Source organism: Stenotrophomonas sp. A3_2 (assembly GCF_036624925.1).
GTDB classification, from domain to species: domain Bacteria; phylum Pseudomonadota; class Gammaproteobacteria; order Xanthomonadales; family Xanthomonadaceae; genus Stenotrophomonas; species Stenotrophomonas hibiscicola.
This window is the reverse complement of sequence record NZ_JAZKVY010000273.1, coordinates 1-15,814: the sequence shown is the minus strand read 5'-3', so window position 1 is coordinate 15,814 and position 15,814 is coordinate 1. Positions and strand designations below refer to the sequence as shown.

The window sequence follows — 15,814 nt, the reverse complement described above, 5'->3', positions numbered from 1 at the left end:
GGCGCCCCCTGCGCGACCTACCCGCGCGGCCCATCCATCAGTATCAGCGCCCACCACGAGGGGCACCGCCGTTGGCCATTGCCTACGGCAGCGCGCGCGCCAGCATCGCGGTCAGCTCCAGGCCCGCCGGCAGCGTCCCGAATGCCAGCCCGTGCTCTCCTTCCAGCCGGCTGCGCACGAACGCCTCGGCGATCGGGCTGCGCGCACGCAGCAGCAGCGCTGCCTGCAACAACAGCGCAGTGCGCTCGCAGAACAGTCGCGCCTGTGATTCCTCCGGTGCCGGTGCCGCTGCCCAGCGCTGCAATGCCGCTGCGTAGCGCGCATCACGGTCGGCCACCGCCGCCAGCTCGCCGCGCAATGCCGCCATCGCCTCCGGTTCACGGGCCAATGCACGCAGCACATCCAGACACTGGATGTTGCCGCTGCCTTCCCAGATCGAATTCAACGGTGCCTGCCGGTACAGGCGCGGCAGCATCGACTCCTCCACATAGCCCGCGCCGCCCAGGCATTCCTGCGCTTCATTGACGAAGGCCGGCGCACGCTTGCACAGCCAGTACTTGCCCAGTGCCGTCCCCAACCGTGCCATCGCGGCTTCATTGGCATCCACACCGGCACGATCCACCGCGCGTGCGATGCGGATCGCCAACACCGTGGCCGCTTCCGACTCCATCGCCAGATCAGCCAGCACGTTGGTCATCAACGGGTGCTCGACCAGCAGCTTGCCAAAGGTGCGGCGATGCCGTGCGTGATGCAGCGCCTGCGCCAGCGCCATGCGCATCTCCGCTGCAGCGCCCAGCATGCAGTCCAGGCGGGTCATCATCACCATGCCGATGATGGTGGCCACGCCGCGGCCCTCTTCACCCACCCGCCACGCCTGCGCGCCGCAGAACTCGACCTCGCTGGAGGCATTGGCCCAATCCCCAAGCTTGTCCTTCAACCGCATCAGGCGGAACGCATTGCGGTCACCGTCTGCCAGGCGGCGCGGCAACAGCAGGCAGGTCAGTCCTCCCGGCGCCTGCGCCAGCACCAGGAAGCCGTCGCACATCGGCGCGGAAAAGAACCACTTGTGGCCGACCAGGCGATAGCGCTCGCCATCGATCGGTTCGGCGCGGGTACTGTTGGCACGTACATCCGAGCCGCCCTGCTTCTCGGTCATGCCCATGCCCAGGGTGATGCCGGCCTTGTCCGCCACCGGCACGTCGCGCGGGTCATAGACCGGCGCTGCGGCCTTGCGTGCCCACTCGGCCAGGTGCGGCTGCGTGCGCAGCACCGCTACTGCTGCATGGGTCATCGTCAATGGGCAACTGGTGCCCGCCTCGGCCTGGTGATGCAGGTAGCTCAACACCGCACGTGCCACGTGCGCGCCGGGCTGCGGCTCATGCCAGGACAAGCCTGCGACCCCGTGCGATTTGGCCGTGTCCATCAACTGGTGATAGGCCGGATGGAACTCCACCGTGTCGATGCGATGGCCCTGCGCATCATGCGTGCGCAGGCGTGGCCGATCGCGGTTGGCATCGAAGCCGACCCGGTACAGCTCATCACCCGCCAGCGCGCCATACACCGCCAATCGTGGCGCGAAGCTGCCAGCGCCTTCGCGCTGAACGGCTTCCATCAGCGCCGCGTCGTCGGTCCACAACTGCCGCCCCGCGAACGGCGGCGGCTGGTTCAGTACCACATGGGTTTCGTAGGGCGCGTTGCTGCTGAAGCTCGGTCCACTCATCCGGTCCATCCTGGCGGCAAGAAGTGTGCGGCCCGATTGTGCCGCATGACCTGCCAAGCCCGTGTTCAGGCCGGTTCTCACCCCGTGCACGAGTCGCAGGCCACAGTGATGGCATGGCAGGCAATGACGATCTGGTGGTGTTGCGCCCCGAGGGGCTGTACTGCGCTGCGGGCGACTTCCACATCGATCCCTGGCGGCCGGTGCCGCGCGCGGTCATCACCCATGGCCACGGTGACCATGCTCGCCCGGGCATGGGCGAATACCACTGCAGCGACGGCAGCCTGCCGATCCTGCGTTGGCGCCTGGGCGACGTGCCGGTGCAGGCGCATGCCGAGGGCACCCCGTTCCGCCTGGGCCGGGTGCAGGTATCACTGCATCCAGCCGGCCACGTGCTGGGGTCCTCGCAGGTGCGCATCGACGACGGGCGGCAGGTCTGGGTGGCCTCCGGCGACTACAAGCGCCAGCCAGACCCGACCTGCGCGCCGTTCGAAGTGGTGCCCTGCGATACGTTCATCACCGAGGCAACCTTCGCCCTGCCGATCTACCGCTGGCCGGACACGCCGGCAGTCGCCGCGGAGATCGTGGCGTGGCGCCGCGAATGCGAACAGCGCGGCGAGGCGGCGATCCTGCTGTGCTATGCACTGGGCAAGGCACAACGGGTGCTGGCCGAGCTGCGGCCGCTGGATGATCGCCCGGCCTGGCTGCATGGCGCCATCGCCAATGGCGTAGCGGTGTACCGGCAGGCCGGCGTACCGATGCTGGAGACGCTCACCGTGGCCGAACAGGGCCGTCAACCCGATGCCGCCGGCCAGTTGATCCTCGCCCCGCCCTCGGCTGCGGGCACGCCCTGGATGCGCCGCTTCGGGCGCCACCAGCTGGGCTTCGCCTCGGGCTGGATGCAATTGCGCGGCAACCGGCGCCGACGCAACGTCGATCGTGGCTTCGTCATTTCCGATCACGCCGATTGGCCAGCACTGCTGAAGACGATCGAACAGACCGGCGCGCAGCGGGTGATCGCCACCCATGGCAATACCGATGCGCTGATTCCCTACCTGCGTGAGCGCGGCGTGGCTGCCGAAGCCTTCCGTACCGATTTCGGGAGCGAGGAATGAAAGCCTTCGCAGCGCTCTACCAACGCCTGGACCGCAGCACTGCCACGCTGGACAAGCGAGCGGCACTGGTCGATTACTTCGGCCAGGCAGGCGCGCACGATGCGGCGTGGGCGCTGTACCTCCTCAGTGGTGGCAAGGTGGGCGGTGCACGCCGGAAGATCGCCACCAGTGGCGAACTGCGCGCCTGGATCGCCGAGGAATCAGGGTTGCCACCGTGGCTGGTGGACGACAGCTATGCGCAGGTCGGTGACCTGGCCGAAACGCTGACGCTGCTGCTGGACGACCCACCAAACCCCTCGCCTGACCGCCCCCTGGCCGAATGGATCGAACAGCACCTGCTGGCGGTGGCCAACCAACCCGAGGCGGTGCGCCGTGCGGCGGTCGTCGCCGGCTGGCGGCAGCTGTGCAGCAGCGAACGCCTGGTGTTCAACAAGCTGCTGACCGGAGCCCTGCGCGTTGGCGTCTCGCAACGGCTGGTGCAGCAGGCGCTGGCCGAGTGGTCCGGCCTGGATATTGCCCGCATCGCCCAGCGCATGCTGGGCGAGTGGGTGCCCTCGCCCGGGCTGCTGGCCCAGCTGCTGTCGCCGGATGAGCTGCCGCTGGACCGGCAGCAGCCCTACGCCTTTTTCCTCGCCTCGCCACTGGAGGGCAGCCCTGCCGAACGACTCGGTGCGATCGACGACTGGCTGCTGGAATGGAAGTGGGATGGCATCCGCGTGCAGCTGCTGCGCCGGCGCGGCGAGGTCGCCTTGTGGTCACGTGGCGAAGAGCGGCTGGATGGTCGCTTCCCCGAAATCGAACAGGCGGCGATGGCGCTTCCCGATGGCTGCGTGCTGGATGGCGAGCTGCTGGCCTGGGACGAAGCCGCGGACCTGCCACGTGCCTTCACCGCGCTGCAGACCCGCATCCAGCGCCGCAAACCCGGCGCGGCCACCCTGCGCAACACGCCGGTGCGCGTGCTCGCCTACGACCTGCTGGAACTCGATGGCGCGGACCTGCGCGAACTTCCACTGCAGCAACGGCGCGCGCGGCTCACCGAGGTCGTCGGTGCACTGGGCGATGCGCGCATCCAGCTGTCGCCCGACGTTGCCGCCGGCGACTGGCCGCAGGCCGCGGCGATGCGCGATGTGGCGCGCGAACGCGGTGTGGAGGGGTTGATGCTGAAGCGGCGCACGTCCTCCTACCAGGCGGGGCGACGACGCGGCGACTGGTGGAAATGGAAGGTCGATCCACTCACGATAGACGCGGTGCTGCTGTACGCACAGGCCGGGCACGGCCGACGCAGCACGCTGTACACCGACTACACCTTTGGCGTGTGGGACGGCGACACGCTGGTGCCGGTGGCCAAGGCGTATTCCGGCCTGGACGACAAGGAGATCCTCGCGCTCGACCGCTGGATCCGCGCCAACACCCGCGAGCGCTTCGGGCCGGTGCGCAGCGTACGCGCCGAACAGGTGTTCGAGCTGGGCTTTGAAGCAGTCAACCGCAGCAGCCGGCACAAGTCCGGCATCGCCGTGCGCTTCCCGCGCATCCTGCGCTGGCGCCACGACAAGCCCGCCAGCGAGGCCGATCAGCTGGCCAGCCTGAAGGCGCTGGCGCGATGACCCGCAGCCAGGCGCTGCGCCGGCTGGAAGACTGGTTTGCGTCCAGAGGCTGGCGCTCACTGCCGTTCCAGCGCGCAATGTGGCGCCACTACCTGGCGGGCGAATCCGGGTTGCTGCATACGCCCACGGGCAGCGGCAAGACACTGGCGATGTTCGGCGGGCCCCTGCTGCAGGCCATGATCGATCCGCCGCCCTTGCCCCGTCGGGCCAGCGCGGTGCGCCCACTGCAGGTGCTGTGGGTGACGCCCTTGCGCGCGTTGGCCAGTGATACCGCACGCGCACTGCAGGACGTGGTCGATGGGCTGGGGCTGGGATGGCGTGTCGGCCTGCGTAGTGGCGACGCCAGCAACCGCGAACGACGACAGGCGCGCGAGGGCCGCGTCGACGTACTGGTGACCACGCCCGAATCGCTGGCGCTGTTGTTGAGCTATCCCGACACGCTGCCGCGCATGCGCCAGCTGCGCTGCGTGGTGGTGGATGAATGGCACGAACTGCTGGGCAACAAGCGCGGCGTCCTGCTGCAGTTGAACCTGGCGGTGTTGCGCGATGCCAGGCCGGCATTGCAGCTGTGGGGTCTGTCGGCCACGCTGGGCAATCTGCAGGAGGCGCGCGACGTGCTGCTGCCCGGTCAACCGGAAGCACCGATCGTGCAGGGCGTACGGCCGCGCACACTCAGCGTGCGCAGCCTGCTGCCAGACCCCGGCGAACGCTTCCCATGGGCGGGGCATCTGGGCCTGGCACAGCTGCCACGCGTGCTGGAGGCGCTGATGCAGGCACGCAGCAGCCTGCTGTTCACCAACACCCGTGCACAGGCAGAACTGTGGCATCAGGCGCTGGCCGCGGTGTGGCCGGAGGAACTGGACACGCTTGCGCTGCACCACGGCTCGCTGGATCCGGCCCTGCGCCAGCAGGTGGAAGACGGACTGCGCGCGGGCGCGCTGCGCTGCGTGGTTGCCACTTCCAGCCTTGACCTCGGCGTGGACTTCCCCGAAGTAGAACAGGTCCTGCAGCTGGGCAGCCCGAAGGGCGTGGCGCGCCTGCGCCAGCGCGCCGGACGCGCACGCCACCGCCCGGGTGCCAGCGGCGCCATCCTGTGCGTGCCCAGCCATGCGCTGGAACTGGCCGAGTACGCTGCGGTGCGCCGTGCATTGGCTGAAGGCGTGGTCGAAGCGCGCAGGCCGCCGACGCTGTCGCTGGATGTGCTGGCCCAGCACGCGGTCAGCCGTGCGCTGGCGGGCGGCTTCGACAGCACTGCGCTGCTGGAACAGGTCCGGCGTACCCATGCCTTCGCGTCGCTCGGCAACGACCAATGGCAGGCCGTGCTCACGTTCATCGTGCAGGGTGGGCAGGCCTTGGCCCAGTACCCCGATTTCCACAAGGTCGTGCGTGATGCCGATGGGTGGTACCGCATGCATGACCGCCGCCAGGCGCTGCGTCATCGGCTTTCGATCGGCACCATCAGCAGCGATGGCAGCGTGCGCGTGCAGTTCCTGCGCGGCGGCAGCCTGGGCGCCGTGGAGGAGCAGTTCGCCAGCCGGCTGCGACGTGGCGATCGTTTCCAGTTCGCCGGGCGCCTGCTGGAGCTGGTGCAGCTGCGCGACATGACCGCCTTCGTGCGGTTGGCACGAGGGCGCGGAGACGGCGTCGTGCCACGCTGGCAGGGAGGCCAGTTGCCGCTGTCGATGCCACTCGGTCGCGAGCTGGAGTGGGTACTGTCCGGCGCCGACAACAGTGCCGAATCACGCTGGCTGTCGCCCTTGCTGGCACTGCAGCAACAGTTGTCGGCGCTTCCCGGCGCGGACCACCTGCTGGTGGAACAGGTGCGGCGTCGCGAAGGCCAGTTCCTGTTCGTCTATCCCTTTGCCGGCCGCCACGTGCATGAGGCGCTGGCCGCCCTGCTGGCCTTGCGCTGTACCCGCCTGCAGCGCAACAGCATCGGCTACGCGGTGAACGACCATGGCCTGGTGCTGGCACCGGCCCAGGCGATCGATCTGGACGCAGCGCAATGGCGGGCGCTGTTCACCCCCGATCAGCTGCTGGATGATCTGCGTGCCGCAGTGAACCTGGGCGAGCTGGCGCGGCGCCAGTTCCGCGGCATCGCACGTGTGGCCGGCCTGCTGGTACCCAGCCTGCCCGGTGGCATGCCGCGATCGCTGCGGCAGTTGCAGGCGTCGGCGGGCCTGCTCTTCGATGTACTGCGCGAGCACGATCCGGGCCATCTGCTGCTGGCGTTGGCCGAACGCGAAGTGCTGCACGACAGCCTTGACCTGCCGGGCTTGCGGCAGGTACTGGCAAGGATCGGCACGCAGGCGCTGTCGGTGCAATGCTCGGCGTCGCTGACGCCCCTGGGCTTCCCGCTATGGGCCGAACGCCTGCGTGGGCAGTTCAGCAACGAGGACTGGCGTACCCGCGTGCAACGCGCGGCCAAGCAGCTGGAGCGCCGCCATGGCCGATGAACTGCTGCTGCTGCGCGCGGGCGAATCGCTTGTGCTGCTTGGCGAGCGCGCGCTGTACTGGCCCACACGGCAGGCGCTGTTGATCGCCGACCTGCACTTGGGCAAGGCCGACGTATTCCGCCGTGCCGGCATCGCGCTCCCCAGTGGTGGCACCGGGGAAGACCTCAATCGCCTGCAGGCGCTGCTGGACAGGTATGCATGCCGCGAGCTGTGGATCCTGGGCGACATCCTGCATGGACCGGCGCATCGCGCCGCGTGGTACCAGCAATGGTTGGCATGGCGCGAACGCAACGCGGCGCTGGACGTGCATGTCCTGCGCGGAAATCACGACCGCCACCTGCCGCACGCCCAGCTGCTGGTACAGATCCACGATGAAGCACACCTGCATCCGTTCATGCTTCGCCATGAGCCAGTGGCCGATGCAGGACGGCATGTGATCGCTGGGCATCTGCATCCGCAGGTCGCCCTGCCGCCGTTGCGTCGGCGCTTCCCCGTATTCTGGCTGCGTGACGGGATGACGGTCCTGCCGGCCTTCTCTGCGTTCACTGCGGGAATCGTGCCTGTTCCCGCTTCCGGCGAGCAGAGGGTCGCCTGCGTCGAGGGCAGCCTGGTCGAACTGCCCGTGACGTGAATCAGGCGGGGCGGATCTCCAGCTGCGGCATCAACTGGAACTCGGGCGTGTCCCCTTCACGCCGCCGCGGCAAGGCCTGGATCCTCGCCAGCATTTCCTGCGCGCAGGCGCGGATGCGTGCATGGTGTTCCGGCGACGCGTGGCTGATCAGGCTGCCGACATGGAATTCAAACACGTCCTCCAGTACGTCGGGCTGGTCCTCGTGCAGCATCTGCAGCAGACCACGCAGCTTGCAGATTTCCGATTCCAGCTCCTCGACCGCGAACAACATGGCGTCCTCCTCTTCAACAACAGGCGGCGCGTCCGGGCCGCAACAGGCCGCGACGGCAGCGCCGCCCGGGCCACGCGCGATGTCGATCACGGAAAGGAAAACGGGCGACGCGCAATCGCGTGCAACCCACTTCTCGCATATCCGCGGTGAGGCAACCGTTAATTCACGTGACGACGCGCTTCACGCATTGGCCGTGATCGCGTTGATGCGAGGCGTCTCCGCTGCGGTGGCCAATGCGTCGACGAAAGCCGGATCCAGTGCGAGCGCACCGAACCAGCCGTGCTGGGTGCCACTGAGCACGCGCAGCATGTGGCCACGGCCACCGGGCAGGCGCCCCATCGGGCCCAGCAGCACATCTCGCGCCTTGGCCCAGGCGTCGCGGTCGGACTGGAACAGCGGCGTCAGCCAACGACTCCAGCGCTGGTACACCGCAACGTGCGCCCTGCGTTGCGCCTGGTACGCCTGCAACGCTTCGGCACCACCGCCATGCGTGCGAACGGCATCGCGCAATGCCAACGCATCGAGCAGCGCCATGTTCACCCCCTGCCCCAGCTGCGGGCTCATCGCGTGCGCGGCATCACCGGCCAGCACCATGCGGCCCTGGTGCCAGCGCGTCATCACCGCATCACGGTAGACCGCGCGCGCCATCTGGCCGGCATCGCGCAGGTGGGCGAAGCGCGCACTGGCCTGCGGCCACAGTGCATGCAGTTCATCCAGCCAGGGGGCCATGCCGTCGGCCTGCCAGCGCTCGAAGTCGGCGCGTGGCAGGCTCCAGAAGAAGCTCAGGCGCGGCGTGTCATCACCGGGGCGCGTGCCGACCGGCAGCAGCCCGATCATCTTGCGCGCGGCCACGTAGCGCTGGCGCAGCTCCCGCACGTGCGGCCAGTCTTCGGCCGGCAGCAGGCACCACAGCGCCCCCCACGGATACACGCGGTCCAGCCCGGCACCGCCGGCGATCGTGCCGCGCAGCGTCGAGGCGGCGCCATCGGCGGCCACCACCAGATCGAACGGACCGTGAATGCGACCGTCGCTGTCGCGCAGGCGGCCCTGCTCGGCATCCACCGCCGCGATGCTGACGCCCGCATGCAACTGGCCTGCACCCGCACGCGCTTCATCCAGCAGCGAGAACAAGGCCCCGCGCTGCATGCCCAGGCCGTGCAGGCGCGCATCCAGTCCGTCGTAACGCATGTCCATCACCGCGCGCTCGCACGGCGTGTCGCCATACAGGCGGTGCACCGGCGCGGCATGTGCGCGCACGGAATCAAGCAGGCCCATCTGCCACAGTACCTGCAGGCCGCTGGGCTGCAGCAGGAAGCCGGCGCCAACCGGTCCCGGCGTGGGCACGCGTTCGAAGATCTCCACCTCGTGGCCGTCACGGGTGAGCAGGATGGACACTGCCTGTCCAGCGGTGCCGTAGCCGATCACGGCGATGCGCAGTCGTTCCTTCATGGGCGCATTGTGCCCGAGGTGGGTGGATCGCGAACGGGCCGCGAGCATGCCGCGCAAAAAAAACCCCGCCGGAGCGGGGTTTTCAACGCACTGTCGAGTGGATCACTCGGCCGGCGTGATGTTCGAAGCCTGGGCACCCTTCGGGCCCTGGGTCACGTCATAGGTGACACGCTGGCCTTCCTGCAGGCTGCGGAAGCCCTTGGAGTTGATGGCGGAGAAGTGCGCGAACACGTCGGCGCTGCCATCCTCCGGCGAGATGAAGCCAAATCCCTTGGCGTCGTTGAACCACTTGACGGTACCGTTCGGCATGGTGATGCGAGACCTTATGCAATGAATGGGTGGTGTACGCTGAACCCGCGCACAAGCTGAGTATGCAAAGCTTGCTCGGCGAAGACAATCACCCCCGTGCCAATTCACCTACCAGTTCCGGAAGTCCGTTGCTGGCGGCCTGCACGTTGGCAAGTACTTCAGCCATCGTGATCTCTTCACCATCGCCACAGCCGGCAGCCCAGTTGGCGATGATCGCCAGGCAGGCGTAATCCAGCCCCAGCTCCCGTGCCAGTGCGGCTTCCGGCATCCCGGTCATGCCCACCAGATCGCAGCCGTCGCGGCGCATGCGGGCGATCTCGGCGATGGTTTCCAGGCGCGGGCCCTGCGTTGCGCCGTAGCAGCCGCCGTCATGGACCGTGACACCGGTCACTTTCGCAGCGGCCAGGATCTTGCTGCGCAGCATCGGCGTATAGGGGTGGCCGAAATCGACGTGGACCACGTCGGTGCCTTCTTCTTCACAGATCGTGCTGATGCGGCCCCAGGTGTAGTCGATGATCTGATCCGGGCAGGCCAGCACGCGCGGACCAAAGTGTTCGGTGATGCCTCCCACCGTGTTCAACGCCAGCACGCGCTGCGCGCCCAGTTGCTGCAGTGCGGCCAGGTTGGCGCGGTAGTTGATCTTGTGCGGCGGCAGCGAATGGCCCTCGCCATGCCGCGCCAGGAACGCCACGCGGTGTCCAAGCAGCGTACCGACGCGTACCGGGCCGGACGGGCGGCCGAAGCGGGTGTCGACCTCGTGGGTCTGCACGTCGTCAAGCTTGGCCAGGTTGTAGACACCGGTACCGCCGATCACGGCCAGGGCGATCTGTTGCATTCAAAGCACTCCATGAAAAGACCAACGCCGGCACCCGAGGATGCCGGCGGCAGAAGAAGACGCGCCGCGGGCGGCTGCGCCGTTATTCCTTCATCGCGTAGATGGCCGGCACGCAGCGCAGGGTTTCATTGACGTCCATGCCGAAGCCGAACACGTAGCGGTCCGGCAGTTCGATGCCGGCGTAGTCGGCGGTCACGTCCGGCAGCGCGCGGTCGTGCTTCTTCACCGTCATCGCGGCGATGCGCACGTCGGTCGCGCCCTGTTCCAGGCACCAGGTGCGCACGCCCTGCAGGGTGTAGCCCTCGTCCAGGATATCGTCGACCAGCAACACGCGGCGGCCGAACAGCGAAGTGGCCGGCTTGTGCTTCCAGACCAGGTCGCCGCCGGTGGTTTCGCCGCGGTAACGGGTGGCGTGCAGGTAATCGAACTGCACGTCCTGGCCGCGCGCGCCCAGCTCCAGCGCCAGCTGGCCGGCGAACGGCAGCGCGCCGTGCATGATTGACAGGAACAGCGGCACCTCGCCCTTGTAATCCCGCGCGATGGCGTCGGCGATACCAGCGATGGCCTTGTCGATGGTGGGGCGGTCGACCAGCAGGTCAGCCTGGGCCAGGGCCTGGGAAATGGTGAGGTTGGGCATCAGACGGTTCTTCCAAGGGTTTCAATCAGACGGGATTGGGTGTGGCCATGGCGGGCATCGGCCAGCAGGCCATCCCAGCCAAGCGCGCCGCGGCCGAGCAGGCCCAGCAGCGCAGCAGTATTGAGGGAGCGCCCCTGCACCGCGTGCAGGGCTTCATCAACCAGCTCCGGGTGGCAGACCAGCACCACGTCGCAGCCGGCGTCCAGGTGTGCGTGCACGCGCGCGGGCACGCCACCGGCACTGTGCGAGGCGGCCATGCCGATGTCATCGGAGAACACCACGCCGCGGAAGCCGAGCTCGCCACGCAGGATGTCCTGGATCCAGCGCGGCGAATAGCCAGCCGGTTCAGGCGCAATCTGCGGGTAGATCACGTGCGCCATCATCACCGCGTCGGCACCGGCGGCGATGCCGGCCTGGAATGGCACCAGGTCCTGCGCGCGCAGCTCGTCCAGCGCGCGCGGGTCGATCGCGGTATCCACGTGGGTGTCTTCCAGCACGGTGCCGTGGCCGGGGAAATGCTTGAGCGTGGCGGCCATGCCGACCGCATGCATGCCGCGCACATAGGCAGCGGTGAACGCCGCAACCACCTGCGGGTCTTCACTGAAGGCGCGGTTGCCGATGGCGCGGTTGCCGCGGCCAAGATCGACCACCGGCGCGAAGCTGAGGTCCAGCCCGCTGGCGCGGACTTCACTGGCCATCAGCCAGGCGTGCTGCTCGGCCAGCGACAGGGCCTGCTGCGGGTCGGTGGCGTACAGGGCACCGATGTCCTGCAGTGGCGGCAGATCACTGTAACCTTCGCGGAAGCGCTGTACGCGGCCGCCTTCCTGGTCCACGCAGATCAGCTGCGGGCGCGGCGCAGCGGCGCGGATCGCCGCGCTCAGATCGGTTACCTGCTGGCGCGAGGCGAAGTTGCGCTTGAACAGCACCACCCCGGCCACGGCATCGTGCTGCAGCCAGTCACGTTCCTGGGTGGTCAGTTCGGTGCCGGCAACGCCGATCAGCAGCATGGTTGATCTCCACAACGCGCGCCCGCATGGCGCAGTGCCGCATTGTCGCAGAACCGGCCGACAGGCGCAGTGGTCAAGGGGAAAAGGGAAATGCGGGGGCTCTGCCCCGGTCTGCTCAGACCCTGCAGCCGTCCGGGCCGCAGGCCTCGTCGTCGCCAGCCGGGGCGGCCGGGGGCCCCTGTTCGGCCGCGATCTGGCGCAGCGCGTCGGCAAAGCCTTCTGGCGGCTGCGCCCCGGAGATCGCCCACTTCCCGTCGATGACAAAGGTCGGCACGGAGGAAATGCCCAGCGCATGGGCCTGGCCGAGCTTGGCCTCGACCTCGGCCAAGCCACGGTCCGAGGCCAGCATCTGCGCGATTTCGCCACCGTCCAGGCCGCCAGCCACGCCGGCCTTCACCAGTACAGCTTTGTCGGCCAGGTTCTGGCCATGTTCGAAGTGGGCGCGGAACAGCGCCTCGCTGACCGCATCCTGCACGCCGTGCTCGCCGGCCAGCCACAGCACTCGGTGCGCCGGCAGCGTGGTCACCCGCACCTGGCCCTGGTTGAAATCCATCGGCAGCCCCTCCGCGCGTGCGGTGGTCTGGGTCTGGCCGAGGATCTGCTCGGTGCGCTCGACGCCCCCGAACTTGCGCGCATAGGCCTCGCGCAGCGGCACCGGGGTGTCGTCCGCATCCGGGTCCAGCTGGAACGGCTGCCAGTGGATATCGAGGTCAGGCGCATTGGCGCCCAGCAACTGCACGCCCTGCTGGAAACGATGCTTGCCAATCCAGCACCAGGGGCAGACCACGTCGGAGTAGATGTCGATTCTCATCCCCACGACATGGGGACCGCCTTCCTCGATAAAAGGGGACGGAGGGGATTAAGTCGCTTTCCGCACAGGCGGGGTAAAGACGACTTAATCCCCTCCGGCCCCTTTTTGGGGGTTCACCACTGTGAATACGGGCGGCTGGCCAGGGCAACGTTGTAGTAGCGGGCGTCATCGGTCACTTCGGCACCGACCCAGTCCGGCAGGTCGATGGCTTGGTCGGCGCTTTCCAGCTCGACTTCAGCCACCACCAGGCCGGCGTTGTCACCGAGGAACTCATCCACTTCCCAGGTCAGGCCGGCGTGTTCGACCAGATGGCGGCGCTTGTCGATCAGGCCGCCGACACACAGCGCCAGCAATGCGCGCGCGTCCTCCACCGGGATCGGGTAGTCGAACTCCTGGCGGGTATGGCCGAGGGTGCGCGACTTCAGGTTCAGCGCGGCGTGGTCGCCTTCGATGCGCACGCGCACCGAGGCGTTCTGGGTGCCGCGGTCGAGCGCGCCCATGTCGTTGATGTAGCCCTGCGCCATCGGGATCACCCGATGCGCGGCGGTGCGCCAGCCATCGCTGCTGACCAGGAATTTGCGTTCGATTTCGATGCCCATGGCGCAATTATGCGCCACGGGTGATGACACCTGCTCAGCGCTTCTCGAATACCGCGATGCTTTCCACGTGCGCGGTGTGCGGGAACATGTCCATGGCACCGGCGCTGACCAGGGTGAAGCCCTGTTCGTTGACCAGATAGCCGGCATCGCGTGCCAGCGAGCCCGGGTGGCAGCTCACGTAGACAATGCGCTTGAACTGCTTCAGCGGCAGCTGCTGCAGCACTTCGATCGCGCCCGAGCGCGGCGGATCCAGCAGCAGCTTGTCGAAGCCCTGGCGCATCCACGCCGTGCTGCGCTGGTCCTGGGTCAGGTCGGCGCTGAAGAACTGGGCGTTGGCCAGGCCATTGCGCTCAGCATTCTCACGGGCGCGCGCGACGAGGCCGGCATCGCCTTCTACGCCAACGACCTCGCGCACGCGGCGGGCCAGCGGCAGAGTGAAATTGCCCAGGCCGCAGAACAGGTCCAGCACGCGCTCGTCCTCACCCGGCTCCAGCAGATCCAGGGCATGGGCGATCATCTTCTCGTTCAGCTTGGCGTTGACCTGGATGAAGTCCAGCGGGCGGAATGCCAGTTCCACATCCCAGGGCGCCAGCCGGAACGACAGGGGCACACCCTGCCCGTCCAGCGGCTGCACGGTGTCCACGCCACCGGACTGCAGGTAGATCACGAAGCCATGCTGCTGGCCGAAGGCAGCCCAGGCCGCACGGTCCGCATCGCTGAGTGGCTGCAGGTGGCGCACGGTCAGGACCACGGCCTGGTCGCCGGCGATGAACTCAATCTGCGGGATATCGCGCTTGCCATCGAGCGATTCGATGAAGGTGGACAGCGCCTCGACCTTGGTGCCGATCTCCGGGATCACGGTCAGGCACTGGCTGAGGTCGGCGACGAAACGCGGATCCTGTTCACGGAAGCCGACCAGGGTCTTGTCCTTCTTCTCGACCCGGCGCACGGAGAAGCGGCCCTTGCGACGGTAACCCCAGCTGTCGCCGACCAGCGGCGCAAGCACGGTGCCCGGCTTCACATGGCCGATCCGCTCCAGGTTGTCCATCAGCACGCGCTGCTTGGCGACGATCTGCTGGTCTTCGTCCAGGTGCTGCAGCACGCAGCCGGCGCAGGTGCCGAAATGCGGGCACTTCGGGGTCACGCGCTGCGGCGAGGCCTGCAGAACTTCCAGAGTGCGCGCTTCGTCGAAATGGCGGCTGCGGGCCGTCTGTTCGGCCGTCACCACCTCACCCGGCAGGGCACCGCTGACGAAGGTGACCTTGCCGCCCTCGCCTTCACGGCGGGCGACGCCGCGACCATCATGGCTGAGGTCGAGGATTTCGGTCTGGAACGGGGTACGGTCGATGCGGGAGCGGGATCGGGCCACGTGGCAACAGGCTGCGGGCAAAAATGGGGGCGTATTGTCGCAGATCCTGACCGGCAGGGTCCGGACCCGCTTGCGCCCGCCGCCGCCGTGCTTGATGATTGCAGCAGCTGACATGGAGGCAGCCCTGATGCAGATGACCCCGCGGGCCAGCCGGCCCCGCTTCCTGCTTGTCGAGGACGACATCATCAGCCGCGGTTTTTTCAAGGCGGCGTTGGAAACGTTACCGGCGGATGTGGACACCGCAGATTCGCTGGCCAGCGCTTTGGCCAGCGCCGAACCCGGCGCGCACGACCTGTGGCTGATCGACGTCAACCTGCCTGACGGCAATGGCGCGCAGCTGCTGCGCGAACTGCGCCGTTCACATCCCGACACCCCGGCGTTGGCACATACCGCTGACGGTGACACGTCCATCCATGCCCACCTGCGCGAAGCTGGCTTCAGCGACACCCTGGTCAAGCCGCTGGGCCGCGACCAGTTGCTGAAGGCGGTGCGCCGCGCACTGGTGAACAGCCCGGCGGGGATCTCCGTTGCCCCGGCCCCGGCAGCGGTCGAGCTGCAGGTACAGGACTGGGACGAGACAGCGGCACTGGCCGCGCTCAATGGCCAGCGCAACCACTTGATCGCCCTGCGCGAACTGTTCCTGGCCGAGCTGCCGGGGGTGCGTGACGCGGTCGAGCAGGCGGTGGACCAGCATGATGAGCGTCAGCTGCGCAGCCAGTTGCACCGGTTGCAGGCGAGCTGTGGGTTCGTGGGCGCGGCACGCTTGGCCCGGGCGGTACGCCAGCTGCATCATGCGCCGGAGTCCGGGCAGGCCCAGGATGGGTTCCGCGCGGCGGTGGCGGCCCTGCTGCATTGAGGGTTGGTCGGCAGGGCTGCGCCCTGCACCTGCCGAATCAACAGCAACAGCAACAGCTGGCATTACGTGGGGTGGCGGGGGGGGGGGGGGGGGGGGGGGGGCGGGCCGCAACACCGCCCCGGGGGGGGGGGGCGGCGCCACCAGGCGG

Annotated in this window: 15 protein-coding genes; 5 read left to right on the top strand and 10 right to left on the bottom strand. The window is 68.2% G+C overall.

The window, feature by feature from the left end:
• Positions 1–82: 82 nt before the first annotated feature.
• Positions 83–1,720 (bottom strand): acyl-CoA dehydrogenase family protein, encoded by a 1,638-nt coding sequence (locus R5H29_RS13130; RefSeq protein WP_019662152.1) that lies wholly within the window; start codon positions 1,718–1,720, stop codon positions 83–85.
• A gap of 113 nt (positions 1,721–1,833) precedes the next feature.
• Here R5H29_RS13130 and R5H29_RS13125 point away from each other — a divergent pair, with 113 nt between their 5' ends.
• Genes R5H29_RS13125 through pdeM form a run of 4 tightly spaced genes read left to right on the top strand, consistent with a single transcriptional unit; the run spans position 1,834 to position 7,523 of the window.
• Positions 1,834–2,832 (top strand): ligase-associated DNA damage response exonuclease, encoded by a 999-nt coding sequence (locus R5H29_RS13125; RefSeq protein ID WP_134734775.1) that lies wholly within the window; start codon positions 1,834–1,836, stop codon positions 2,830–2,832.
• On the top strand, positions 2,829–4,436 hold the full coding sequence (locus R5H29_RS13120; RefSeq protein WP_332329264.1) for an ATP-dependent DNA ligase: 1,608 nt from the start codon (positions 2,829–2,831) through the stop codon (positions 4,434–4,436). Before R5H29_RS13125 ends, R5H29_RS13120 begins: the two co-directional genes overlap by 4 nt.
• Positions 4,433–6,892, top strand: a complete 2,460-nt coding sequence (locus tag R5H29_RS13115; protein ID WP_332329263.1) for a ligase-associated DNA damage response DEXH box helicase — start codon at positions 4,433–4,435, stop codon at positions 6,890–6,892. The genes R5H29_RS13120 and R5H29_RS13115 overlap by 4 nt, the downstream gene beginning before the upstream one ends.
• Positions 6,882–7,523, top strand: a complete 642-nt coding sequence (pdeM, locus tag R5H29_RS13110; RefSeq protein WP_308305910.1) for a ligase-associated DNA damage response endonuclease PdeM — start codon at positions 6,882–6,884, stop codon at positions 7,521–7,523. Before R5H29_RS13115 ends, pdeM begins: the two co-directional genes overlap by 11 nt.
• Position 7,524: 1 nt before the next feature.
• On the opposite strand, the gene R5H29_RS13105 is transcribed toward pdeM, so the two are convergent.
• The 9 genes from R5H29_RS13105 to rlmD all read right to left on the bottom strand — a co-directional run bounded on the left by R5H29_RS13105 (position 7,525) and on the right by rlmD (position 14,810).
• A complete protein-coding gene (locus tag R5H29_RS13105; protein ID WP_019662157.1) occupies positions 7,525–7,794 on the bottom strand; it encodes a hypothetical protein in 270 nt (89 codons plus the stop codon).
• A gap of 180 nt (positions 7,795–7,974) precedes the next feature.
• Positions 7,975–9,243, bottom strand: a complete 1,269-nt coding sequence (locus R5H29_RS13100; protein WP_332329262.1) for an NAD(P)/FAD-dependent oxidoreductase — start codon at positions 9,241–9,243, stop codon at positions 7,975–7,977.
• Positions 9,244–9,345: 102 nt separating this feature from the next.
• The gene (locus tag R5H29_RS13095; protein ID WP_005410590.1) at positions 9,346–9,552 is read right to left on the bottom strand and encodes a cold-shock protein; all 207 of its coding nucleotides are present in this window, start codon (positions 9,550–9,552) and stop codon (positions 9,346–9,348) included.
• 88 nt (positions 9,553–9,640) lie between these two features.
• Complete coding sequence (locus R5H29_RS13090) at positions 9,641–10,387, bottom strand: S-methyl-5'-thioinosine phosphorylase (protein WP_049430529.1); 747 nt, start codon at positions 10,385–10,387, stop codon at positions 9,641–9,643.
• 82 nt (positions 10,388–10,469) lie between these two features.
• Entirely contained in the window at positions 10,470–11,024 is a 555-nt protein-coding gene (locus R5H29_RS13085; protein ID WP_005410592.1) for a hypoxanthine-guanine phosphoribosyltransferase, read from the bottom strand.
• Entirely contained in the window at positions 11,024–12,031 is a 1,008-nt protein-coding gene (nagZ, locus tag R5H29_RS13080) for a beta-N-acetylhexosaminidase (RefSeq protein ID WP_019662160.1), read from the bottom strand. The genes R5H29_RS13085 and nagZ overlap by 1 nt, the downstream gene beginning before the upstream one ends.
• 115 nt (positions 12,032–12,146) lie before the next feature.
• A complete protein-coding gene (locus R5H29_RS13075; protein WP_332329261.1) occupies positions 12,147–12,842 on the bottom strand; it encodes a DsbA family oxidoreductase in 696 nt (231 codons plus the stop codon).
• A 113-nt stretch (positions 12,843–12,955) separates the two neighbouring features.
• On the bottom strand, positions 12,956–13,441 hold the full coding sequence (locus tag R5H29_RS13070) for a CYTH domain-containing protein (RefSeq protein WP_053500339.1): 486 nt from the start codon (positions 13,439–13,441) through the stop codon (positions 12,956–12,958).
• A gap of 34 nt (positions 13,442–13,475) precedes the next feature.
• Entirely contained in the window at positions 13,476–14,810 is a 1,335-nt protein-coding gene (rlmD, locus tag R5H29_RS13065) for a 23S rRNA (uracil(1939)-C(5))-methyltransferase RlmD (protein WP_031270572.1), read from the bottom strand.
• Between the two features lie 127 nt (positions 14,811–14,937).
• Between rlmD and R5H29_RS13060 the strand changes: the two genes are divergently transcribed.
• The gene (locus R5H29_RS13060) at positions 14,938–15,666 is read left to right on the top strand and encodes a response regulator (RefSeq protein ID WP_332329271.1); all 729 of its coding nucleotides are present in this window, start codon (positions 14,938–14,940) and stop codon (positions 15,664–15,666) included.
• Positions 15,667–15,814 lie beyond the last annotated feature (148 nt).

Bases quoted from the DNA above. Each gene is read 5' to 3' on its own strand.
- R5H29_RS13085 (WP_005410592.1), bottom strand. From the start codon at position 11,024: ATGCCCAACCTCACCATTTCCCAGGCCCTGGCCCAGGCTGACCTGCTG.
- R5H29_RS13075 (WP_332329261.1), bottom strand. From the start codon at position 12,842: ATGAGAATCGACATCTACTCCGACGTGGTCTGCCCCTGGTGCTGGATT.
- R5H29_RS13120 (WP_332329264.1), top strand. From the start codon at position 2,829: ATGAAAGCCTTCGCAGCGCTCTACCAACGCCTGGACCGCAGCACTGCC.
- R5H29_RS13100 (WP_332329262.1), bottom strand. From the start codon at position 9,243: ATGAAGGAACGACTGCGCATCGCCGTGATCGGCTACGGCACCGCTGGA.
- R5H29_RS13090 (WP_049430529.1), bottom strand. From the start codon at position 10,387: ATGCAACAGATCGCCCTGGCCGTGATCGGCGGTACCGGTGTCTACAAC.
- R5H29_RS13115 (WP_332329263.1), top strand. From the start codon at position 4,433: ATGACCCGCAGCCAGGCGCTGCGCCGGCTGGAAGACTGGTTTGCGTCC.
- R5H29_RS13105 (WP_019662157.1), bottom strand. From the start codon at position 7,794: ATGTTGTTCGCGGTCGAGGAGCTGGAATCGGAAATCTGCAAGCTGCGT.
- R5H29_RS13060 (WP_332329271.1), top strand. From the start codon at position 14,938: ATGCAGATGACCCCGCGGGCCAGCCGGCCCCGCTTCCTGCTTGTCGAG.
- pdeM (WP_308305910.1), top strand. From the start codon at position 6,882: ATGGCCGATGAACTGCTGCTGCTGCGCGCGGGCGAATCGCTTGTGCTG.
- nagZ (WP_019662160.1), bottom strand. From the start codon at position 12,031: ATGCTGCTGATCGGCGTTGCCGGCACCGAACTGACCACCCAGGAACGT.
- R5H29_RS13125 (WP_134734775.1), top strand. From the start codon at position 1,834: ATGGCAGGCAATGACGATCTGGTGGTGTTGCGCCCCGAGGGGCTGTAC.
- R5H29_RS13095 (WP_005410590.1), bottom strand. From the start codon at position 9,552: ATGCCGAACGGTACCGTCAAGTGGTTCAACGACGCCAAGGGATTTGGC.
- R5H29_RS13130 (WP_019662152.1), bottom strand. From the start codon at position 1,720: ATGAGTGGACCGAGCTTCAGCAGCAACGCGCCCTACGAAACCCATGTG.
- R5H29_RS13070 (WP_053500339.1), bottom strand. From the start codon at position 13,441: ATGGGCATCGAAATCGAACGCAAATTCCTGGTCAGCAGCGATGGCTGG.